The sequence below is a fragment of the Desulfitobacterium sp. PCE1 genome (assembly GCF_000384015.1).
Lineage (GTDB): Bacteria > Bacillota > Desulfitobacteriia > Desulfitobacteriales > Desulfitobacteriaceae > Desulfitobacterium > Desulfitobacterium dehalogenans.
Window position 1 is genome coordinate 1,237,588 of record NZ_KB913023.1, and the last position, 21,684, is coordinate 1,259,271.

The window sequence follows — 21,684 nt, forward strand, 5'->3', positions numbered from 1 at the left end:
ATGGAATTGACACATTTTGATGAAGAAGGCCGGGCACGTATGGTGGATGTCTCAGATAAAGCGGAGACCACTCGAGTGGCTACCGCCCGAGGTAAGGTAGAAATGCAACCGGAAACTTTAGAGAGAATCCGATTAGGGCAGATTGCTAAAGGGGATGTATTGGCGGTAGCCCAAGTCGCAGGAATCATGGCTGCCAAACAAACTTCAAATGTTATTCCTATGTGTCACCCTTTGGCTATTACAGGGGCTAAACTGAGTTTTGAAATTGTTCCTCCCGGAACCATAGAAATCGAAGGAATCGTCAAGGTCACGGGGAAAACCGGGGTTGAGATGGAAGCTCTTACAGCAGTAAGCGTTGCAGCTTTAACCATCTATGATATGTGCAAAGCTATCGATAAGACCATGGTCATCGGCGATATTCGGCTCATGGAAAAAACCGGCGGCAAGAGCGGTCATTTTATTCGCGAAGATCATATAAGCTAAAAAGTTGGGGAGGAAAGATAAAATGGCGAAAATTATTGCAGTTTGTACAAGTGAGAAAAAGGGGATGCGGAAGAAAAACGTGGGCGAGGGAATCCTGAAGGTTAATTTTGGCATTGAAGGTGATGCCCATGGGGGAGATTGGCATCGTCAAGTAAGTTTGCTGGCTATGGAAAGCATTAAGAAGATGCAGGACATGGGGCTTGATGTGGGACCAGGAGATTTCGCTGAGAACTTAACCACCGAAGGAATTGATCTGGTTAGCCTGCCCCTTGGCACAAAACTGAAGATTGGTGAAACCGGCGTGGGGGAAGTGACCCAGATCGGTAAAGAGTGTCATACCCGCTGTGCTATTTATTATCAAGCGGGGGATTGTGTTATGCCGAAGGAAGGGATCTTTATCCGTGTTCTGGAAGGTGGTCCTATTGGGGTGGGAGACACTATTGAGGTGATGGAATAATGCTAAGGGTTGGGGTTATAACAGCCAGTGATAAAGGAGCCCAGGGTCAAAGAGAAGATCTTTCCGGTACTGTTCTCAAGGAATTGGTGAAAGAGATTGACGGCGAAGTCATTCTCTATGCCATCCTTCCGGATGATCAGGAGCTTTTGGCTCAAACCATGAAAAAATGGGTGGATGAAGATGGCTTGGACCTTATTCTGACCACGGGAGGCACAGGTTTCTCCTTACGTGATGTTACCCCAGAGGCCACTATTGCCGTTGCGGATCGGATGGTCCCTGGTATTGCTGAAGTAATGCGTTATGAGAGCTATAAAATTACCCCGAAGGCTATGTTGAGTCGAGCGGTAGCCGCCTTGCGCAAGAAGACCTTAATCATCAATATGCCGGGTTCTCCTAAGGCTTGTAAGGAGTGTTGGGCCGCTCTTGTCCCTGCTCTGCCCCATGGGATTCAAATCCTCAAAGGCGAAGCCGGCGAGTGCGCTGCTCCTACTCATCAATAGAGATATTCAGCAGAAAATATTTTTTGAGCTTGTCACCCCTGTCCTTTTCCTGCGTATTCTATAGTAAGCAGAAGTGGAAATGGGGTGATATTTTTTTGAAAACTATTGCTTTTGTTGATTATGAAAATATATGGACAGGACTATTTGAACAAGGTTATGAATTAACTCCGGAAATCCTCATGGAATCCATTCAATTGTACGCTAAACGAAACCACTATGTCCTATCCGCTATTTATCTCTATGCTAATTTTGATCGGGAGGAATTCTGGCGTACCCAGACTTCCTTTGAGAAGACTCATGTATATACGCGTCATGTCTACGGAAAAAGTAATTTCGCCAGCACAGGATTAAGGCGAAATGCGGCGGATGTGGAGCTCATACTGGAAGCGCAGGAAATCTTGCTTACCCGTACCACGACTTTTGATGTATTTCTCCTTCTAACCGGGGATGGAGATTTTTTGCCCTTAGTTCGTAAAATAAGAGCCTGGGGAAAAGAAGTTAAGGTCATCGGCGTGGATGGAAGTATACACCATGAGCTGCAACCCTTTAGTGATTCTGAGGATTTTTTCAGCGAGCTTCTCACTCAGGAACGGCCACGGGAATATAAAGCAGAAAAGGATCTTGAGCAAGGAATCTTAATCCTGGCTCAGCTTCAGTCAAGTATGGCGTATGTTGCCTCTACCAAAGCAAGGACAGCTCTTTCGGAGCATCTAGGGGCTACCACATCACAAGTGAAAGACCTTATTCGCCATGCTTTAAAAGAGGGGATCCTCCTTGAACAAGAATATGCAGATTCTGGTTTAAAGATCGGTAAAACAAAGATTTATCTTTTAAATCTTGACCATTTCATGGTTCAAGCTGTTCTGGGTTCAGCAACAGAAGAGATTCGCAAACGCTATGAGAAGCTAGGAGTTCTTTGATGATTTTCTGTGTGAAAAGGTAAGGGATAATGAAATTATAGAAAAAGGGATATCTGGCTTTGAGGGGGCGGATATCCCTTTTTCTAATGAAAATATAGTTTTTTGCCCAAAGGATGAATAAACCCCCCGGGGACTGGTCAATATAGTGCTTAGTGAATGCAAGTAGAAGCAATGATATTCTGTCAATTTAAGAGTGATGCAATAAAGAGCAGATATAAGGAGAAAACAGAAGGTTTTCGACTGTAAATCTCTTAAAAATGCAAATGACAGGATTTGATTTCTTCATCTACCTTGCATATTATTATAGTATGATGTTAGCACTCAATAGGAATGAGTGCTAACAATAGTAAAATAATATTTTAGTTCTTAAGGAGGGACTTTCTTCAATGAACATTAAGCCTCTAGGTGACAGGGTAGTCATTAAAGCACTCCCTATGGAAGAAAAGACAAAAAGCGGAATCATCATGCCGGATACGGCTAAGGAAAAACCTCAAGAAGGTGAAGTCGTTGCAGTAGGACCTGGAAAAGTGGAAAAGGGAGAGCGCATTGCCCTCGATGTTAAAGTGGGTGACCGCGTGATTTATTCCAAATATGCTGGTACTGAAGTAAAGTATGATGGTCAAGAGTATCTCATTCTTAAGGAAACTGACATTTTAGCGGTTATTGGCTAGGACATACTCTTTGCTTATCTACTTAGGAAACTTGACATTGCATAATGCTTTCTAACTTATCGAGTCTTAAATTTCGGATTTTTAAGGAGGAACTTACAGGTGGCAAAACAAATCGTTTTCAATGAAGAAGCTCGCCGTGCACTAGAGCGTGGTGTTAATGCTTTGGCTGAATCTGTCCGGGTAACTCTCGGACCTAAAGGTCGTAACGTGGTTTTGGACAAAAAATTCGGCGCGCCTTTGATCACCAATGACGGTGTAACCATTGCACGGGAAATTGAACTGGAAGATCCATTTGAGAATATGGGTGCTCAACTTGTTAAAGAGGTTGCAACCAAAACCAATGATGTAGCAGGGGATGGAACCACCACTGCAACCGTATTGGCTCAAGCGATTATTCGTGAGGGTTTAAAGAACGTGGCTGCCGGTGCTAATCCTATGGGTATCAAACGGGGCATTGAGCAGGCTGTTGAATCTGTTGTCAATGATATTAAAACCAATGCTAAGCCCATTGAAAGCAAAGAATCCATCGCTCAAGTAGCTTCTATCTCCGCTGGCGATGATAACATCGGCGTTCTGATTTCTGATGCTATGGAAAAGGTCGGAAAAGACGGCGTAATCACCGTAGAAGAAGCTAAAGGAATGACCACCGAGCTTAAAGTTGTAGAAGGTATGCAATTTGACCGGGGCTATCTCTCTGCGTATATGATTACTGATACCGATAAGATGGAAGCTGTTTTAAATGACCCTTACATCTTAATTACCGATAAAAAGATTGGCGCTATCGCTGACATCCTCCCCGTTCTTGAAAAAGTCGTTCAAGCCGGCCGTCAACTTCTGATTATTGCCGAAGATATCGAAGGTGAAGCTTTGGCTACTCTCATTCTGAACAAACTTCGCGGAACCTTTACCTGCGTTGCCGTAAAAGCTCCTGGCTTCGGTGATCGCCGTAAGGCAATGCTGGAAGATATCGCGATTCTCACCGGTGGTACCGTCATTACCGAAGATCTTGGCTTAAAGCTGGAAAACACTACGATTGATATGCTGGGCCGTGCTCGTCAAATTCGAGTAACTAAAGAAGAAACCACCATTGTAGAAGGATCCGGCTCTCAAGATGATATTAAGAGCCGTGTGGAAGCCATTAAAAAGCAAATCGACGAAACGACTTCTGATTTCGATCGCGAAAAACTTCAAGAACGTTTGGCTAAATTAGCCGGCGGTGTTGCTGTAATTCAAGTAGGCGCTGCAACAGAAGTTGAAATGAAAGAAAAGAAACTCCGCATCGAAGATGCTTTAGCTGCAACCCGCGCAGCCGTTGAAGAAGGTATCGTAGCCGGTGGTGGTTGCGCTTTAGTGGATGCTGCCCAGGTTCTCGACAGCCTCCAACTGACTGGAGACGAAAAGACCGGTGTAGCTATCGTATGCCGTGCTTTGGAAGAGCCTCTCCGTCAAATTGCTAATAATGCAGGATTTGAAGGCTCCATCGTTGTTGAAAAGGTCCGCAATGGTGGTCGTGGGGTAGGATTCAATGCTCTGACCGAAGCATATGAAGATATGATTGCTGCCGGTATCGTTGACCCTGCTAAGGTTACACGTTCTGCTCTGCAGAATGCAGCTTCCATCGCTGCTATGCTCCTTACTACCGAATGCATAGTTTCCGATATTCCATCTAAGGATAATGGTGCTGCGGCTGCTATGGCTGGTATGGGCGGCATGGGTGGAATGGGCGGTATGATGTAGGCTTAAGAAACCCAAAAGCGTAACATAATTAAGTAAAAAGATATCCATACCCTTGTTGAGTATGGATGAGAATTAGAGGTTTCTCATGAGTTCACTGAACTTGCGGGAAGCCTCTTTTTTCGTTTTCCGATGTTTTCGCCTTCTAAGCATTCTTTAGGCATCTTCAGATGCTTTTAGTTCGACTATTCCGAGGACTTTCATTCTGTTATCATGCGACAGCTTACGAAAACTTGATAAAAGAGCCAGTTCATCCTCCGTTAACTCAACGGGGGATATTTTTTTGTCACTTATTCCATAGATATCATCCAGGCTAATCTCTAAGAAGTTGCAAATATTCAGAAGAGTAGATATGTCGATAGAGTTGGTCCCCTTCTCCCACGATGATATCGTGTTATCTCTTACTCCTAAATGGTTGGCTAATTGTTTCTGGGTTATACCTCTTCTTTCGCGATATTTGCGTAAGTTTTCAGCTACCCTTAACTTAACTGATTCCATTAATAACCACCCCTTTGTGTTAATTATACTTGTAATTATGACCTTAATCAAGATAAACATTCATAAAGCATGAATAAGAGACGTTGATTATTCATGATATGTGAAGTAAGATAGTGTTGTAGGTTCATAAAATATGAAGTGTTAGGGGGTGAGGATATGGTAGGCGAAAATATTAAGCAGTATCTAGAAAACAAGGGTGTTACTCAGGTTTTTTTAGCCGAGAAAGCTAAGATTTCAACCGGAGCTATCAATCAAATGCTAAACGGTAAACGAAAAATCATCGTAGAAGAATACCTTGCTTTGAAGTGCCTTAAGCTAATCGCGGCTTATCGTACTTGAAAGTTGGACAAGCTTCCTAAAAACAAGTGGGCCGAGATATTGGTAAGGGGAGGGACAATAAAGTCATGACTGATCGAGATCAAATGGTACAAGAACTATTTACGATATCCATTAGCTTAGTCCCAAAAAAGCAAGCCTAATGAAGCAGAACAAAAGAAAAAGGCCCGAAGTCCTGGCAGACTTAACGGGCGGAATAAAAATAATCTCTGATGTCAGTATATCACAATCTGAATTTATTGGTAAACTCCTACTCGACAGTGACACACGCCGGTGGATATATGATGTGTCCAGAGTGTTTGGAGTAAGCATGCGTAGAAAAGAGGAGTTGAGTAGCGTTGGAAGAAAAAATTGAAAGGCATATTAATCAATATGTCGAAGCAGAGCTTAGGAATTATCGGACATACAAAAAACTTATTGAGGAATACGATAAAGAGTTGCTGTATACAGGTGCTAAATCGGGGCTTGGTAAAGACCCAACAGGGAGATTCTCACAGAATCAGATAAGCGACCCAACGCATGATGAAGTAGCGAGGATTATCGCTAATGAGCAGAGAGTTAGCAGAATGAAAGATGTTGTGAAGTGTATCGAGGATGTCTTGGAAGAGTTGTCGGAAGAGGAAACAAAATTAGTCGAGATGAAATATTTTAAGAGTTGCTATACAGACTTTGGGATCATCAGTGAGCTGCACATAGGGCAAACAAAGTACTATGGAGACAAAAGAAGGATAATCAGAAAGTTTGCTTTAAGGATGCGATTGATATAAACGTAGAATTTGCGAAGTATTTAGCACCATTTCCGTAGTATTATGGTATCAGTGAAAGGCGTCCAGAAATGGGCAACTTTCATTATTTATAGGAGTGCCCCTTTCGACAATTCTCCTCTCGGGCGGCTAGGTGAAATATAGACTAGCCGCTTTGACTATGCTTTAGACAGTGATGCAGTTGTGAAGATTATAGGGTAAGATTGCGAACCGAGGATATTTAAAGCATTTACCAAGTTATTGGTAGGTGCTTTCTTTATATTTATTTTTGCCGCTTCGGTACTGTCGGCGCAAAACAACAGGACTCCACCGGACACGACCGGGCAAAAAGTAATCATGAAAGGATGATTCTTATGAACAAAAAGCAGTATGCAGAGGGGTTAAAGGCAGAGATTGCGAAGCTTCAAGCTTCCTTCGTGGAGTACAGTTGGGCACACTGGGTACCCGTCTATTGCGAGGAGAATCGTTTTGCCGAAGACAAAGGCGCAATCAAGTTTAATAAGGAGGTGATGCCGGCCTATCGGGGGAACTACGGCTCTACCGGGATGCATGTCGGAAAAAAATGGCTGGGTGGAAGGCAGATTTATGATGACCACTTCTATGCAGGAGATGGAACAAGTCAAGAATGGCCAGTCGTCAAAGAAGGAGTGATCCGATGAGCGCTATTACAGTTAATGGGGTACGGGATAGTGTTATAACACTATTACATCAGCATTTCTCCGGCATCTCTACTTATGGCGAAGAGATTCCGCAAGGTCCTGATAAACCTTATTTTTTTGTGAAGCTTTTCCAGGTGTCTCAGGATCAGCTCATCAGCCAGCGATATCAACGGAACCACTCTTTCGATATTCACTACTTTCCGGCAGCAGTGGATGAGGGCGAAGAAAATCGGCAAAATGAGGAGATGCACGGCATAGCTGAGCAGCTGTACGAAAAAATGGAGCTGATCCCGGTGATAGGCGGGGATGATGGACTAATACAAGGTGCGAAAATGCGACATGAAATTATCGACGGAGTGCTGCATTTTTTTGTTGATTACAACTTTCAGATCATAAAAGAGACGACACTCGATCCACTGATGCAGACGATGGAACAGGAGGGATTTATTCGTGGCTAAGAAAGATAAACCTGTTGAAAAAGTATATTCAAAGTCGCAGATCCTGCAATCAAAGCAATTCACGGCACAAAGAGACGTATTAAAGGCTTTGCTGAGGGATGGCGTCAACTATACCAAGAATGAAGCTATCTCAATTCTTGGTGATTTTTTAACAAAGGAGGCTAAATAAAAATGGCAGCAGGCACATTTACAAATCAAAACAAGGTGAGACCTGGCGTGTATATCAATTTTAAATCTGAGCCCCAGGTAGGAAAGACTTTGGGCGAACGAGGGATTACATCGATCCCATTAATTCTAAGCTGGGGCGAGCCCAATAAAATTATAACCATCGAAGCTGGCGAGGATGTATTTACGAAACTGGGGTATCCCATCAAGGATTCTAAATTACTCTTGATCAATGAGGCTTTGAAACGTGCCAGGAAACTACTTCTCTATCGACTGAACGTTGGCACGAAGGCAACGGCAACAGTAGGAAACTTGACGGTATCGGCCAAGTGGGGCGGAGTCCGTGGTAACGATATTACCATTGTTATTCAGGAAAATATCGATGATGAGACAAAGTTTGATGTATCCACCTTAGTGGACGGAGCCGAGATCGACAAGCAAACCGTGTCCGATATTGACGGTCTTACCGCAAATGATTGGGTCACTTTTTCTGGTACCGGCACCCTAACAGAAACAGCAGGTGCTCCACTAGTGAACGGGTCTGATGGAACCGTGACGAATCAGGCCTATGTCGATTATCTGGCTGCTGTGGAGATTTTCGACTTTAACACGATTGCGCTGCCTAGCACAGATGATACGCTCAAGGCAACCTTCACGGCCTTTGCCAAACGGCTCCGGGACGACGAAGGGAAAAAGATCCAGGTCGTTCTTGAAAATTACCCTGCTGCTGATTATGAGGGTGTGATTAGTGTTAAAAACGGCGTAGTACTCTCTAATGGAACTACCCTGACAGCAGCTCAAGCGACAGCGTGGGTGGCCAGTGCAACTGCGGGGGCACAAGTAAATGAATCGCTCACCTATCAGGCCTACGACGATGCAGTCGATGTAGCTCCCCGGTATACCAATGCCCAGATCGTTGCGGCGTTGCGGGCAGGGGAATTCTTATTTACCGCGAATGACAACCAGGCGCTGGTGGAGCAGGATATTAACACCCTGACCAGCTTCACGGTGGATAAAGGGAAGCAGCTCGCCAAGAACCGAGTGATCAGGGTCCTGGATGGAATCAACAATGATTTTGTCCGGATTTTTTCAAAGTTCTATATTGGCAAAGTATCCAATAATGCGGATGGACGGAACCTGTTGAAATCAGAGTGTATTAACTACATGAACACCTTACAGGGTATTGATGCAATTCAGAACTTTGATGCTCAATCGGATATAACAGTTCAAGCCGGTAATGATGTGGATGCGGTCTATATTGAGGCTTACGCATGGCCGGTAGATAGCATTGAAAAGATTTATGTTCTTGTACGGATTAAATAGAAAGTGAAGGTGAGATAAGATGGCATATTTAAGATCGGAAGACGCAGTTAGCGGCAAGCAGGCCAAAGCTTTTGCTACGATCAATGGTCGGGTGGAAGAGCTATTTTATGCTAAATCCATTGAGGCTACCATTGAAAAGAATAAAGCGGATGTCCCTATTCTGGGCAGGACGAATGTGGGAAAGAAAGCTGCCGGCTGGGCCGGCAGTGGGACCTTGACGATCTATTATTTTACGAGCCTGTTCAGGCAGTTGATGATTGAATATGTGAAAACCGGGCGGGACTTCTATTTTGACCTTCAAATCGTCAACGAGGACCCAGCCTCTGGTGTAGGGAAACAGACAGTTGTGCTTAAAGGCTGCAATTTGGACAGCATAGTAGCAACTTCCTTTGATATCACTTCGGATGATCCGTTGGAAGAGGAGATGCCCTTTACTTTCGAGGATATTGATATGCTGGATCAGTTTAGTCGGCCTGTGACGGTATAAAAGCACTTTTTGAGGTTATATCATGCCGTGAGACGCATCGCTAACTTCGCTTTTGAGGAGATCAGATAAAATGCTGGTCTCCTTTCCATTACCGTTGCAATATGTTTTCTTAGTATTTGATGAAATTTGGGAGGAATAAAGAATTATGAGTGATTTACAGGATTTTTTAATGGACAGTTTTGAAGATGCGGAAATTATTGAACGCAAAGTAAGTCTTGGCGGGAAGGAAAAGGCTATGAAATTTAAAGCTATTTCAGCCGCCACTGGTGATGAGATTAGGAAGAGCTGTCGCAAGACAAGCTTCCATAAAGGCCAGCGGGTTGTTGAAACAGATCAGGATGCATTCGTGGCTAAACTGATTATTGAAACAACTATATTTCCTGACTTCAAATCACAGGAGCTTCAGCAAAGCTGGGGTGTGCTCGGAGCTGAAAATCTTTTAAAAGCCATGAAAGCAAAAATGAAGGATGGTGAATATGCTACCGTTTCGACTATTGTCAGTGAAATCAACGGTTATGACAAGAGCATGAACGATTTGGTCGAAGAAGCAAAAAACTAATTGAGGAGGGCAATGCTGAGTGGAATTATGCTTACTACGCCCTCCATGAGCTTCATATTTCGCCTGGTGCATTTATGAGATTGCCTCGTAATGAAAAGGCGGCTATTTATGCCATGATTGATGTTCGCATCAAAAAAGAAAAGCAAGAGATGGCGAAAACAAGGAAAAAAAGATGAGGGGGCTAAGTCCAAAAGGAATAGCAATTGCGTCGAAAACTTTGTCTTAGCTAAGAACTCAAAAGGAGGTGGTAATGTGGCAACGATTAGTTCCGCATTGGGTATGTTTAATAAAATATCTAATGTTGCAGATAATTTAATCCACGCTGCAAAAGTAATTGGTGAGCCAACAATAGGTGCGGCAATGAAACAACAGCAGATCATAGATACTTTTAGTGCAAAGGCCGGGAGTGAGCCTCTAGGTGAGGCGATTTATCATCGAATTACAAAGCAAGCTTTAGCATTAGGACAAGATGTGGATGCTTCACTTTCAGGAACAATGTCTTTCATGTCCAATACCATAGACCCAAGCAAATTGGAGCAGCTTAATGGCTTAGCGATGCGGCTCTCTATGCTAAATCCAACTGAAGGATTAGAAGGGGCCGCTTCTTCAATGAAAGAATTGATGTCAGGCAACTATACATCAATGGCTGACCGCTTTAACATGAGCGGGGCAATGCTTGAAGGCAGTGAGGTGCGGCAGGCTGGACTTAAAGGAAATATCGATGAATTTATTAAAGGGATGGACGAATTATTAAACCAGCAAAACATGACTCAGGAAGCTTTTGAAAAGTTGCTGGACCGCCCGGCGATAAAGTGGCAACGAGTCGTAAGTAACTTTAATTTTAACATGGCGAAAGCAGGCGAAAATTCAGTTATGGCACTGACGCCGCTGTTCGATTTGATGAACCAGATGTTTGAAGATGGACGAATGCAGGCTTTCTTTAATGGACTGAGTGTTGCTATTTTGATAGTTTCAAAATTGGTGTCGAATCTGGCAAGTATCGCATTAGGGCTAGGGACCGGAATACTGCAGAATTGGGGTATGGTGGTACCGTTATTGTGGATGATAATTGGTGCATTGATCATATATAACAGTAAATCGCTTATAAGTATGGCAAATACAGCTAAAGATATTGTTCTTAAGATTGCACATGCCGCAGCCTCATCGGCGGAAACGCTAGCAATAATCGGATTAATAATAGCCCAGGAGGGGCTGAATGCAGCCATAGCCTTATGCCCTATCACATGGATTATCGGAGCGATTATAATATTGATTGCGGTTTTCTATCTCGCAGTAGCAGCAGTTAACCATTTTGCAGGTACCAGCATTTCTGCGACTGGGCTGATTGCGGGCTTATTCGGCGTTCTATTTGGGTTCATTTATAACCGATTCGCCAAATTCGCAAACATAGTCTTATCTATAGTTGAATTCTTTGCAAATGTATGGAAAGACCCGATTTATGCTGTTAAAAAACTCTTTTACGATCTGTCAATCAATGCACTTGAGGATATGGTTAACATCGCTAAGGGCATTGAAAATCTCATCAATAGAATACCTGGGATGCATATAGATATCACATCAGGCATGGAGGGGATATTAGACAAGCTGAAGAGCGAGCGTGATGACCTGGAGAGTGAAGCGGATGTTGTGAACCTAATGCGATTTGAGCAAAAAGATTATGGAGAGGCTTTTAAGTCCGGATATAAATGGGGAGACGACCTCAGTAAAAAGTTTGATTTAACAAATATGTTCGGACTTAACAACGATATTGGAGCAATAGCCGCAGGAGGGGAAGAAGAGGGCATCCCCAACATCGACAGAGTCGGCGAAGTCGGCAAAATCAATAACACCGTAGATATCTCCAGTGAAGATCTGAAAATTATGCGCGAGTTAGCCGAAATGAAGAACATCCAGAACTTCGTAACGCTCACTCCGACGGTATCTGTGACCACAGGAGACATCCGCAACGGAAGTGATGCGGATACCATTGTATCCCGGATTAAGACCATGTTGGAGAGAGATATCGCATCATCGACATCAGCTGTGTATGGATAAGTCATAAAATAATGCCATGGAAAGGCAGGTGATTCCAAAATGTCCTACAGCATTAGACTCAGTGTTAGTGAGGATGAAGCCTTCCAGCTCCCAGTTATGCCAGGAAGCATTGAAATAAGCAAATCCGGTAACAACCAAACCCAAGAAATCGTATCCTTGGGTGAGATTAACATCATTAAACATCCTCAGCTCATGGAATACGGATTTAGCAGTATCTTTCCAGCCCAGTTTTATCCCTTTGTGACAGCGCAAGTCATCCTGCAGCCGATAGAATATGTCCGGATTATCATCAGGTGGATGGAGTCTAAACAACCCATCCGTTTTATTTTTATCTCAGATCGCGTTGATATCAACACCTTAGCCAGCATCGAAAGCTTTGATTGGAAAGAGGTTGCCGGCGGCGCAGGGGATATCGAATACTCCATTAAATTGAAGAGGTATATCTCGTATGCAGCCACAAGGGTCACAGAAGATATGATCATCGATAGAGGCGCCTCCACAGCCGTGCCGACTCCGACACCCTCCAGACCAAACGAGACACAGCAGATTAAAACGTATACTTTGGTGGCAGGGGATACCTTATGGGCTGTAGCTCAAAAGCACTTGGGCAACGGCGCTCGCTGGCCGGAAATACAGCAGCTGAATAGCATTACGGATGCTGAAATTAAGCGCCTGCAGATCGGTCGGGTGCTAAAACTGCCATAAGGAGAATTAAAGTTATGCTGAAAGTAGTCTTAGATAATAAAGACGGAAACGTTTGGGATATCTCTCGGATTGTCGCCGATGTGAGCTGGAAAACGAGTCGGATGGGTAAAGCGGGTAGCCTGGACTTTACACTCATTAAGACTGCATTTGATCAGGAGCCCTTGTTCAAATACTCCAACGGGGATATTGTCCATGTGCAGATGCAGGATGGAACGAATGTCTTTTATGGATATATCTTCTCGATTGATAGTGGAAGCAGTGAGACGGTTAATATCACCTGTTATGACCAGTTGCGCTACCTCATGGCCAGCGATACTTGTGTATGGACCAATATAAAAGCCTCCGAAGTTGTTCAGAAGATTGCTGCGGACTTTAATTTAAACCTAGGGCGGATTGATGATACCGGTTATTTGATCCCCAGTCTACATGAAGACAACCAGAAGCTGATGGACATCATCTGCAAAGCTCTGGACCTCACTCTGATCAACACCGGCAAGAACTATGTCTTCTTCGACGATTTCGGAGCCTTGTCAGTTCGGAATATCGAAGATTTTCTCTTGGATTTTATCATTGGCGACTACAGCCTCATGACAGACTTCAGTCATAGGGTTTCTATTGACTCTGACACCTATAATGTCATCAAACTATATAAGGACAATCAAGAAACAGGCAAGCGGGAAATTTACGAGGCGCATGACAGTGTCAACATAGCCAAGTGGGGGGTACTACAACTTTATCAATCCGTAGACGAAAACATGAACTATGCCCAAATCAATGAAATGCTCACAAATTTATCTGCGATTAAGAATCGCGAGACGAGATTCCTTAAGATTGAAGCACTGGGCGACATTCGAGTCCAGGGTGGCCGTTATGTACGAATTCAAATAGCAGAGTATGGGATTAATCAACCCTTTCTGGTCGATGAATGCACTCACCGCTTTGATGGAGTGGACCATACCATGAGTCTTGAGTTAAGGGTCATTTGATAATTGAGGGAGGTGATGAAATGTCTAGTTTATTAGACTTGATCAAAGCTGCTGGAACTGATGCTGTCAATGCATCTAACCCTGTGAATATCCTTTTTGGCGAGATCTTAACGGTGAATCCGCTCAGTGTCAAAGTCGATCAACGTTTTACACTGCCGGCGGATTTTTTAATTGTGCCGGAGGGGATGACAAATTACGAAGTGGACTTGCAACATACGCACCAATACACTGACGATGGGTCTGCGAGTAACACTTCGGAAGCTTTAACTTCCAAAATCGTGATTCGTTCCGGGCTTGCCCCAGGGGATAAGGTCCTGATGCTTAAGGTCCAGGGAGGGCAGCGTTATGTCATTTTAGATAAGGTGGTGACAACATTATGATACCTACTGGTGGAAGAATTACCCATGGGACGATCCAATATGCCGAACGGCCTTCCCTCACATGGAGAATTGATCCGGAAAAAGAGCGCATCACCGGGAGACTGGACGGACTGGAATCTGTGCAACAAGCCGCTGCCAAAATTCTGCAGACGCAGCGGTTTCGTCATTTGATCTATACTCCGAATTATGGCTGTGAGTTAAGTCAATTGATGGGCATGAATCCGACTTTCATGAAGTCTGAAGCCACGAGGATGCTTCAGGAGGCATTGACTCAGGATGACCGGATCATAGGAGTCGAGAATGTGCAGACCACAGCTACTGGGGATAGCCTGCTGATTGAGTTTACGGTGGTCAGCACCTACGGGAGCTTCGATATGACTCAGGAGGTGAGTGGTTAATGTATGAACATCAGACCTATGAGGCGATTCTGGCCAGGATGCTCGCCCGGGTGCCGGTGACCATCGACAAGCGGGAGGGCAGCCTGATTTACGATGCCTTGGCCCCGGCAGCGGCGGAGCTGGCTCAGTCATATGCTGAGTTAGAGGTCAACAACAATCTTTCTTTCGCAGATACGGCCTGTGGGGAATTTTTAACCCGCCGGGTCGCTGAGTTTGGAATCAAGCGGAAGGTGGCTACAAAAGCCTGGCGGCGCGGCGGATTTCTGGATAGCAATAGTGCTCTTCTTAACATTCCGCTAGGCAGCCGCTACAGTATCGGTGGGCTGAATTATACAACTATTGAACAGATCAGTACCGGCGTGTATGTCCTTGAATGCGAAACGGCTGGAACAGCAGGCAATCAGCAGTTTGGGGATTTGCTCCCTATCGCCTATGTCAATGGTCTGGCTAGGGCGGAACTCACCGAGGTGATAGTTCCAGGTGAGGATGAGGAGACAGACGAAGCCCTGCTCGCCCGATATTATGAGACGGTTAACGAACCGGCTTTTGGCGGGAATATGGCAGATTATAGGCAGAAAATCAATGCTATTAATGGTGTCGGAGGAAGCAAAGTCTTTCCAACCTGGGCCGGCGGCGGGACCGTGAAATGCACGATTATTGCTGCTGACTGGACTAAGCCATCTCCAGAATTAGTGAATGAGGTCCAGTCCACCATGGATCCGGAAGAAAACCAGGGTATGGGATTGGGTCAGGCACCTATCGGCCATACTGTGACGATTACCGGGGTGGATAAGGTCACGGTGGATGTAGAAACGACGCTCACACTTGCGCCCGGCGTAACTCTCGGGCAGATTCAGTCCGATGTGGAAACGGTCTTAGACGCCTATCTTTTAGAACAAAGAAAAACCTGGGCTGCGCAAACCCAGATCATCGTTCGGACGGCACAAATTGATGCCCGGATGCTTACGATCCAAGGCGTCGAAGATGTGATTGGAACAAAGCTTAATGGGATGGAGGCCAATCTCGTGCTTGACGAGGAAGAAATTCCAATCCTGGGGACGGTGGTTATAAATGAGTAAGTCGATTAGAGAGTATTGGCCCAAATTGTTTGATAACATCTTTGATTTTCAGGTTCTAGCAGATACGGTGGATATCGAAATACAGTCTCTCGATGGCGCAAGGGATCAGCAATTCGCTGACCAATTCGTTCTCACTTCGGGCTACGAGGCGATAAAACGTCGGGAAAGAATGCTGGGTATCCAGGCTGATCCCACGACTGAAACGCTGGACTTCCGGAAAAAACGGATTATTAATCGGTATTCAACCAAGCCACCCTTCACCATTCGCTATCTTCAGGACCGTTTGGATTTTCTGGTAGGTGAGGAGAAAGCAACTGTTAGTGTGGGTGTTCAAGACTTTCTTCTTTTTGTAGAAACAGCAATTGAAGATGCGGCCCTCTTTAAAGAGGTTGAGAGGACAATAAAGACCATCAAACCGGCAAACTTGATCTATAACCAGCTGACCGCTTTGGGGGATCATATCTCTCTTGAAGAGCATATCGGTTTCCGTACGTTAGAGAGACACGCTCGACTAGGCTCAACATGGAGATTAGGGATTACCCCCTTTGCTGCAGCAGGTCCGGAGGTGATTATTAAGTGATATCCACAGAGTTTTTATCCAGTGTAGCGGGATATGTAGATGGTCAAGTGGCCAAGGTCGTATTAAATAAGAGCTATGAAATCACCAGCTTCAAAGTCAAAGAGACAGAGCAGGGCTTGGTTAATATGCAATATGTCGTTCCTGATGGTGTGGTTCCGATAGTCTCTTTAATCGAGCTTAGGGATAGTTCAGATACTGTCATCAGCTCAAATGAAGTATATGTACCGATTACCGCGGATACGATCATAACGCAATCCATTCGAGTTAAGGAGGGGTGAGAATGGCAAAGACAAATTGGCAATATGGTGAAATTGTCACCGAGGAAGATTTTAACCAGTTGGGGCAAGAAATGAATGAAGCCACAGCTGGATTAGCTGTTCTGGAAGAGCAGATTGGAGAAGCGGAACAAATCAGCAAGGCCTACACCGATCAGCAGATTCAACTGGTTACTGCTACCGGTATCCCCAAACTGGTAACCTATTCATATGTACTGGCTGCTCAACAAGATCAGACTGATTTTGAAATACCTTTGGAAACCTTCGTCAAGGAAACAGACACGGTGACTGTTGCCCAGAATAGCACGGTGTTGAGCACGGAGCGATACAGTATCATTGACCCAAAGACAGTTCGATTGGCAGAAGGAGTAAATATAGGAACGGAAATATTTATTCAGGTATGGAAGAACGTGCCTATCGGTCCGGATGGAGCGATATCTGCGGCAGTGCTGGCTAATGATACTGTGACAGAGTCGAAGATGGCTGATGAGATGAAAAAGGATATCCCTGGAGGAGTGGCGGGGTATGATACATTTGCTACACATTTGGCGGATTTTACGCAACAGATACCCTACGCTGTTACTGCTGGGAGCGCGAATGCTTATACAGCCTCTACTACTCCGGCTCTCCCTGCCTTGGTGGCTGGAGTGGCCATTGCGGTTAAAATTCATGCGGCCAACACAGGCGCGGCCACTCTAAACTGGAATGGCAAGGGCGCGAAATCTATAAAGAACCCTGATGGAATGGCTGTAGCGTCAGGGGATTTAGCATCAGGTGGGATCTATACCCTGCGGTATGATGGCACAAATTTTATATTACAGGGTAAGGGGGAGGTGAAACTCACAGGGAATGCGGGTGATGCACAAGTTTTGAATGGATATACTTACTACAATACCGACCCAAAAACTAAAAGAACAGGAACAATGCCAAGTAACTCCTCCCAGACCGCAACCCTACAAATCACGGGCAGTGCAAAGCCAACAAAGGTAGTCCCAGCAGGATATAGTCCGGGCGGGACGATTACAGCAGAGTTGGCGGCGGCGCTGGCCAGCAAGATTTTATCCGGTAACACAATAGGAGGTGTGGCTGGAACTGCCGTAGATGTAACTGTAATGACAGCCGGTGATGCCGCTTTTTATGATAGTGGAGCAAATACTTCGCAAACAGGTACTACAGGTAGTAGAAACTCCCCATTAAAAATTTATGCACGAACAATAAATGGAGCTTCCGGTATAGTAAGGGTTAAATTCGATTTCGCCCAAATATATGGTAGTGGCACAGCGAATGTTATAATTTATAAAAACGGAATTGCTGTTGGTACAGAAAGGCAAAAAAATTCATCATCATATACAACTTTTACAGAAGATATAGAATTTGTGTCTGGGGATACAATTGCTATTTACGGATGGATGGATTCCGGCCCTGGGACCTCTTCAGTTAAACATTTCAAATTATGTTGCGCAATTCCAGTGACAACCGCTTCGGCATAAGGAGGGGAAATAGTGATTACCAAGATACAGTACACAGACCAAATAAATAGACAGGAAATATTAGATGCGAATAAAGATAAAATCCTAATCGAAGAGCAAAACATTGTTGAAGGAAATTTTCTTGTTTTTTCAGATACCCCAAACATAGAAGATATAACAGAAGAAACCTTATTGGAAACAAAATATCAGACTGCGTTATTAGAACTAATGCTTTAGGAGGAATTTAGATGAGTGCCTATCAATTATTAAAAAAGGCTATAGAAAAAAGAACCGAAACCGCTGAATCTCTGCGGAGAAAGGCTAATACCTTTTATGCTGTCGGAGAACTTAATGAGGATGAGTACACGGAACTCATCGGTATGATTAACGCTCTCGATGCCGCATAATAGTTCAGGAGATTATCACTGCGTAATAGACCCTTAATGCGACATAAAGAGGGATGATTTACTTTATAAGGAAGGTGAAATAATGGCCGGAAAAATTACGAAAGAAGAATTGCATCCATTATTATTACAAAAAATAGATGATTTTGCTGCGCATGAGGCGGATAAAGAGCAGCATATCGGCTATGCCACAGCGTCTGGCACAAATACGTACACGGCATCCATCACAGGAATTACATCATTATCGGAGGGACTGAGTGTCAAGGTCAAGTTCACCAATGCCAATACAGGAGCCAGTACGCTAAATATTAACGGCCTGGGTGCAAAAAGCATTGTCAAGGGTAATGGGAGTGCCTTATCATCTGGTAACATCAAAGCCGGACAAATTGTTCACTTGGTTTATACTGGTTTGGTTTTTCAGTTCTTGGGTGAAGGGGGTGAGTATGGAACAGGTACGGGTGCGCAGCTTCTTCAGGGCTATACAATAGGCACAGGGACTGGAATACAAAACGGGCAGATACCAATTCGTGGAAGTGAAGAATATGGTGGTTGGAGAAGATTAGCAATTACAGCTCCAATGGCAGGTAGAGCACATTTTTCTGCTCCAAGAGGTGCTTATCTTGGCTCTGCGTGGGCTAATGATGAGCATGGTTTTTTTGCTGATGACCCTAATTTTACTCCAAGAAATTTAGAGTATGGAACAAGCATATTTGGATTAAGCGGAATTAAATATTACAGCCCGTATGAAAGTTATGCTAGGTATGTGGATTATCCTATATACATGGGACCAGAGCATAATAGTAACCTCGAACCAATATTGGCCTACGACCCAGCCAAGTTTAAAGTAGAGTACCTAAGTTCAGGAATTAAAATGACAGCTATAGGTGATGGTAAGGATGTCGCTGGTAAAATCATTACTCCATTCATGATCGATGTAACGCCTTATACATGGTTGGTAGTTGAGATAGGCGATTCTAATAACATGGCAAGCTATTTAGAGTTTCAATTCGGCCTCGCTACGACACGTGACTGGTTTTTATGGGAAAGATATATTCAAGTAGAATCTACTAGTGGCTATAAAGTATATGCTTTGAATATATCAAATCTCTCAGGTAGTTTCTTTTTCAGTGCATTTAGAAGAGCGTACAGCACGTATTCTACACTGTATACCACTATAAGGAAAGTTTTCTTTCAAAAATAGGGAGGAGGTCCATTATGTATTTAGTGTATAGAAAGTTGGATCTGTACGTAACACAGGTAACCTCGACTGAACCAACGCAGCTACCAGATGGATACGATTATGCACTTAGCGATAGCGACATGCTGCAAGAAAATGACCACATAATAAAATATATAACCTTAACTTCAGTAAATCCCGATAGAACTATCAATGGCTATAGTGTAATGGTTCAAAGTGAGGCTGTCCGAGAATTATTTGGCCAACTGCAAGAAAAGGATTCTATAATTGCTGGCCTACAGGCGCAATTAGCATCCACTCAAGAAGTGCTCGATTTTACCCTACTACAAATTGGGCAACTAACATTACCAATATAAGGAGGAATAAAGATGGTTGTTTATTTTGCTGATCGTATTAAAACAAAGTACACAACTCAAGGTATAGAGGCTGCGAAGACCTACTACAATCAAATCTTCTCATTCCCAATTTATCAGCCATATAAAGCTGATACGGACGCCATTTTGATTGCCGATAGGTATGGGGATGTAATCTCAGATGTTGCATAATAGACCCATTTTGCGCAACGCCAAGAACGCCACATAGGGCGTATTTTTTATGCTTCAAAATAGGTTAATCACAATAGTGATGCGTAATTCATATAATGTACAAGCTTGAAAGAGGTGATAGCCTTTGGACTTTACAGTTATCACAGCCCTAATTGGGATTGTAGCAACTTTGTCCGGAATCATCTTAGGTTGGTCGGCAAGGGCAAAGGAAGCTAAAAACGAAGTCAGAAAAGATGCAGAAATAGATACAGTAATCCGGATGGACATGGAATATTTAAAACGCGGGGTAGACGATATCCGGATAGAGCAGCGGGCACAAGGGCAGCGCATGGATGTCATGGGCGAACGCCTTACTCGAGTTGAAGAGTCATCTAAACAGGCTCACAAGAGGATTGACCGCATCGAGCAGAAAGAAGAGTAAATCAAATGCCACAAATTGAATGGGTAGGCACACCAAACTTTAGATCCGGGCGCAATGGCCGTAAGCCGTTGGACATTGTGGACCATATCACTGCCGGCTATTATCCAGGCTGCCTAAACTGGTTGCAGAATCCTGAATCCCAAGCAAGTGCACATTACCTTGTCTTAAGAAACGGTCGCATATTGCAGTTGGTCGAAGATAAGAACACAGCCTGACATGCCGGCATAGTGAACCAACCGAATTGGAACCTATATGACGGAACGAACCCTAATTTCTATACCATCGGCATTGAACACGAAGGAAGGCCGGGGGACGGGCTGACAGAAGCTCAGTATCAGGCAACGTTATGGCTCCATCGGGAGCTGCTGACTAAATATCCGGCAATAAAGACGGACAGTGACCATATTATAGGTCATTACAGAATTGACAGTGTCAACAGACCAAACTGCCCAGGGGCTAAGTTCCCCTGGGCTAAGTTATTTGCTGATTTGAAGGGAGATCATGAAGTGGATAACCTCGTAATCTACGCCGATGGGGATGTAGGAGCTGCGCTTTTGCTCAGCTTTAAGCTCAAGTGCCCGATGGTCCATAAGGCCTTTGCAGATGAAATCCAAGCCGTGAATAAGCACTGGATTGGGGTACAGGGGACAAACGGCAACGGGAATTACTACTATGCCGGGAGTGACCGGGTAGCGACTGCGAAATTAGGATTATAAAGGGGGATCAACCATGGAAACTGCCTTAGGTTATGTCCAGAATTTTTGGGGGCTGCTACTTGTTGTGGCAGCTTTTATTATTTATTTGCTTAGTCAGGGAAGGGCAAAAGCGGGTAAAATTTTGCTCTCGCTGATGCTGAGGTTAGAGAAGCAAGCTGAAGAGTATGCGTTGCAGACCGGTGAGGAAAAGTTCGGCTTCGTGGTAGAGCGAGGTTATCAACTGCTGCCGAAGTATGTAAAGATATTTATTACCAATAAGATGTTTGTTGAGCTAGCCAATAAATTATATGAGGAAGCAAAAGATTATTTTTTGAACCTAGACGAAAAGCCCATCCAGGCACGAGTTAAGGACCGTAAGGAAACTGATCCTGAATAACTCACAAAGCCCTCTCTCGCTTATCCAATAGAATAAAAGGCATTCGACAAATTACCCCTTGAACAACAAAGGAACATATGTTC

General features: G+C 44.2%; 31 protein-coding genes and 1 pseudogene. 31 read left to right on the top strand and 1 reads right to left on the bottom strand.

Features of this window, described 5'->3' with window-relative positions:
* From moaC to groL, 6 genes are all read left to right on the top strand, one after another.
* Positions 1-483 (top strand): cyclic pyranopterin monophosphate synthase MoaC, encoded by a 483-nt coding sequence (gene moaC / locus DESPCE1_RS0106110; protein WP_019849814.1) that lies wholly within the window; start codon positions 1-3, stop codon positions 481-483.
* Positions 484-505: 22 nt separating this feature from the next.
* Entirely contained in the window at positions 506-940 is a 435-nt protein-coding gene (locus DESPCE1_RS0106115) for an MOSC domain-containing protein (RefSeq protein ID WP_019849815.1), read from the top strand.
* Positions 940-1,440 carry a molybdenum cofactor biosynthesis protein B gene (locus tag DESPCE1_RS0106120; RefSeq protein WP_019849816.1) on the top strand — a complete coding sequence of 167 codons (501 nt, stop codon included), beginning with the start codon at positions 940-942 and terminating at the stop codon, positions 1,438-1,440. Before DESPCE1_RS0106115 ends, DESPCE1_RS0106120 begins: the two co-directional genes overlap by 1 nt.
* 95 nt (positions 1,441-1,535) lie before the next feature.
* Positions 1,536-2,360: an NYN domain-containing protein gene (locus DESPCE1_RS0106125; RefSeq protein WP_019849817.1), complete on the top strand. Its 825-nt coding sequence runs from the start codon at positions 1,536-1,538 to the stop codon at positions 2,358-2,360.
* A 386-nt stretch (positions 2,361-2,746) separates the two neighbouring features.
* A complete protein-coding gene (gene groES, locus DESPCE1_RS0106130) occupies positions 2,747-3,031 on the top strand; it encodes a co-chaperone GroES (RefSeq protein WP_014793241.1) in 285 nt (94 codons plus the stop codon).
* A 99-nt stretch (positions 3,032-3,130) separates the two neighbouring features.
* Positions 3,131-4,768 (top strand): chaperonin GroEL, encoded by a 1,638-nt coding sequence (gene groL, locus DESPCE1_RS0106135; protein ID WP_014793242.1) that lies wholly within the window; start codon positions 3,131-3,133, stop codon positions 4,766-4,768.
* Positions 4,769-4,921: 153 nt separating this feature from the next.
* On the opposite strand, the gene DESPCE1_RS0106140 is transcribed toward groL, so the two are convergent.
* Positions 4,922-5,263 carry a helix-turn-helix domain-containing protein gene (locus DESPCE1_RS0106140; RefSeq protein ID WP_019849818.1) on the bottom strand — a complete coding sequence of 114 codons (342 nt, stop codon included), beginning with the start codon at positions 5,261-5,263 and terminating at the stop codon, positions 4,922-4,924.
* Positions 5,264-5,419: 156 nt separating this feature from the next.
* Between DESPCE1_RS0106140 and DESPCE1_RS0106145 the strand changes: the two genes are divergently transcribed.
* From DESPCE1_RS0106145 to DESPCE1_RS0106265, 25 genes and pseudogenes are all read left to right on the top strand, one after another.
* Positions 5,420-5,602, top strand: a complete 183-nt coding sequence (locus DESPCE1_RS0106145) for a helix-turn-helix domain-containing protein (protein ID WP_019849819.1) — start codon at positions 5,420-5,422, stop codon at positions 5,600-5,602.
* 335 nt (positions 5,603-5,937) lie between these two features.
* Positions 5,938-6,366 carry a transcriptional regulator gene (locus DESPCE1_RS0106150; RefSeq protein ID WP_019849820.1) on the top strand — a complete coding sequence of 143 codons (429 nt, stop codon included), beginning with the start codon at positions 5,938-5,940 and terminating at the stop codon, positions 6,364-6,366.
* Between the two features lie 350 nt (positions 6,367-6,716).
* A complete protein-coding gene (locus DESPCE1_RS0106155) occupies positions 6,717-7,022 on the top strand; it encodes a hypothetical protein (RefSeq protein WP_019849821.1) in 306 nt (101 codons plus the stop codon).
* The gene (locus DESPCE1_RS0106160) at positions 7,019-7,480 is read left to right on the top strand and encodes a DUF6838 family protein (protein ID WP_019849822.1); all 462 of its coding nucleotides are present in this window, start codon (positions 7,019-7,021) and stop codon (positions 7,478-7,480) included. The genes DESPCE1_RS0106155 and DESPCE1_RS0106160 overlap by 4 nt, the downstream gene beginning before the upstream one ends.
* Positions 7,473-7,649 (top strand): hypothetical protein, encoded by a 177-nt coding sequence (locus tag DESPCE1_RS23165; RefSeq protein ID WP_014793248.1) that lies wholly within the window; start codon positions 7,473-7,475, stop codon positions 7,647-7,649. Before DESPCE1_RS0106160 ends, DESPCE1_RS23165 begins: the two co-directional genes overlap by 8 nt.
* Before the next feature lie 2 nt (positions 7,650-7,651).
* Positions 7,652-8,968 (top strand): phage tail sheath family protein, encoded by a 1,317-nt coding sequence (locus DESPCE1_RS0106170; protein WP_019849823.1) that lies wholly within the window; start codon positions 7,652-7,654, stop codon positions 8,966-8,968.
* A 19-nt stretch (positions 8,969-8,987) separates the two neighbouring features.
* Positions 8,988-9,455: a phage tail tube protein gene (locus DESPCE1_RS0106175; protein WP_014793250.1), complete on the top strand. Its 468-nt coding sequence runs from the start codon at positions 8,988-8,990 to the stop codon at positions 9,453-9,455.
* A gap of 145 nt (positions 9,456-9,600) precedes the next feature.
* Positions 9,601-10,014 (top strand): phage portal protein, encoded by a 414-nt coding sequence (locus tag DESPCE1_RS0106180; RefSeq protein ID WP_019849824.1) that lies wholly within the window; start codon positions 9,601-9,603, stop codon positions 10,012-10,014.
* Between the two features lie 279 nt (positions 10,015-10,293).
* Positions 10,294-12,069, top strand: coding sequence for a hypothetical protein (locus tag DESPCE1_RS0106185; protein ID WP_242835424.1), 1,776 nt, complete (start codon positions 10,294-10,296; stop codon positions 12,067-12,069).
* Between the two features lie 39 nt (positions 12,070-12,108).
* Positions 12,109-12,774, top strand: coding sequence for a LysM peptidoglycan-binding domain-containing protein (locus tag DESPCE1_RS0106190; RefSeq protein WP_019849826.1), 666 nt, complete (start codon positions 12,109-12,111; stop codon positions 12,772-12,774).
* 14 nt (positions 12,775-12,788) lie between these two features.
* Positions 12,789-13,760 (top strand): hypothetical protein, encoded by a 972-nt coding sequence (locus tag DESPCE1_RS0106195; protein ID WP_019849827.1) that lies wholly within the window; start codon positions 12,789-12,791, stop codon positions 13,758-13,760.
* A gap of 20 nt (positions 13,761-13,780) precedes the next feature.
* On the top strand, positions 13,781-14,140 hold the full coding sequence (locus DESPCE1_RS0106200; RefSeq protein WP_019849828.1) for a DUF2577 domain-containing protein: 360 nt from the start codon (positions 13,781-13,783) through the stop codon (positions 14,138-14,140).
* Positions 14,137-14,538: a DUF2634 domain-containing protein gene (locus DESPCE1_RS0106205; RefSeq protein WP_014793256.1), complete on the top strand. Its 402-nt coding sequence runs from the start codon at positions 14,137-14,139 to the stop codon at positions 14,536-14,538. Before DESPCE1_RS0106200 ends, DESPCE1_RS0106205 begins: the two co-directional genes overlap by 4 nt.
* Positions 14,538-15,617 carry a baseplate J/gp47 family protein gene (locus tag DESPCE1_RS0106210; RefSeq protein WP_019849829.1) on the top strand — a complete coding sequence of 360 codons (1,080 nt, stop codon included), beginning with the start codon at positions 14,538-14,540 and terminating at the stop codon, positions 15,615-15,617. Before DESPCE1_RS0106205 ends, DESPCE1_RS0106210 begins: the two co-directional genes overlap by 1 nt.
* Positions 15,610-16,197, top strand: coding sequence for a putative phage tail protein (locus DESPCE1_RS0106215; RefSeq protein ID WP_019849830.1), 588 nt, complete (start codon positions 15,610-15,612; stop codon positions 16,195-16,197). The genes DESPCE1_RS0106210 and DESPCE1_RS0106215 overlap by 8 nt, the downstream gene beginning before the upstream one ends.
* Positions 16,194-16,475: a hypothetical protein gene (locus tag DESPCE1_RS0106220; RefSeq protein WP_019849831.1), complete on the top strand. Its 282-nt coding sequence runs from the start codon at positions 16,194-16,196 to the stop codon at positions 16,473-16,475. The genes DESPCE1_RS0106215 and DESPCE1_RS0106220 overlap by 4 nt, the downstream gene beginning before the upstream one ends.
* 2 nt (positions 16,476-16,477) lie before the next feature.
* A complete protein-coding gene (locus tag DESPCE1_RS21080) occupies positions 16,478-17,962 on the top strand; it encodes a hypothetical protein (RefSeq protein ID WP_019849832.1) in 1,485 nt (494 codons plus the stop codon).
* Between the two features lie 12 nt (positions 17,963-17,974).
* On the top strand, positions 17,975-18,178 hold the full coding sequence (locus tag DESPCE1_RS0106230) for a hypothetical protein (RefSeq protein WP_019849833.1): 204 nt from the start codon (positions 17,975-17,977) through the stop codon (positions 18,176-18,178).
* Between the two features lie 11 nt (positions 18,179-18,189).
* Entirely contained in the window at positions 18,190-18,348 is a 159-nt protein-coding gene (locus tag DESPCE1_RS22935; protein WP_019849834.1) for a hypothetical protein, read from the top strand.
* Positions 18,349-18,430: 82 nt separating this feature from the next.
* The gene (locus DESPCE1_RS22050) at positions 18,431-19,546 is read left to right on the top strand and encodes a hypothetical protein (RefSeq protein ID WP_019849835.1); all 1,116 of its coding nucleotides are present in this window, start codon (positions 18,431-18,433) and stop codon (positions 19,544-19,546) included.
* A 14-nt stretch (positions 19,547-19,560) separates the two neighbouring features.
* Complete coding sequence (locus DESPCE1_RS0106245) at positions 19,561-19,899, top strand: hypothetical protein (RefSeq protein WP_019849836.1); 339 nt, start codon at positions 19,561-19,563, stop codon at positions 19,897-19,899.
* 12 nt (positions 19,900-19,911) lie between these two features.
* Entirely contained in the window at positions 19,912-20,088 is a 177-nt protein-coding gene (locus DESPCE1_RS23170) for a hypothetical protein (protein WP_019849837.1), read from the top strand.
* A 124-nt stretch (positions 20,089-20,212) separates the two neighbouring features.
* Positions 20,213-20,509: a hypothetical protein gene (locus DESPCE1_RS0106255; RefSeq protein WP_014793267.1), complete on the top strand. Its 297-nt coding sequence runs from the start codon at positions 20,213-20,215 to the stop codon at positions 20,507-20,509.
* A gap of 5 nt (positions 20,510-20,514) precedes the next feature.
* Positions 20,515-21,225: pseudogene (locus DESPCE1_RS22370) on the top strand (N-acetylmuramoyl-L-alanine amidase).
* A gap of 13 nt (positions 21,226-21,238) precedes the next feature.
* Positions 21,239-21,601 (top strand): hypothetical protein, encoded by a 363-nt coding sequence (locus tag DESPCE1_RS0106265; RefSeq protein ID WP_019849840.1) that lies wholly within the window; start codon positions 21,239-21,241, stop codon positions 21,599-21,601.
* The last annotated feature ends 83 nt before the right edge of the window (positions 21,602-21,684 follow it).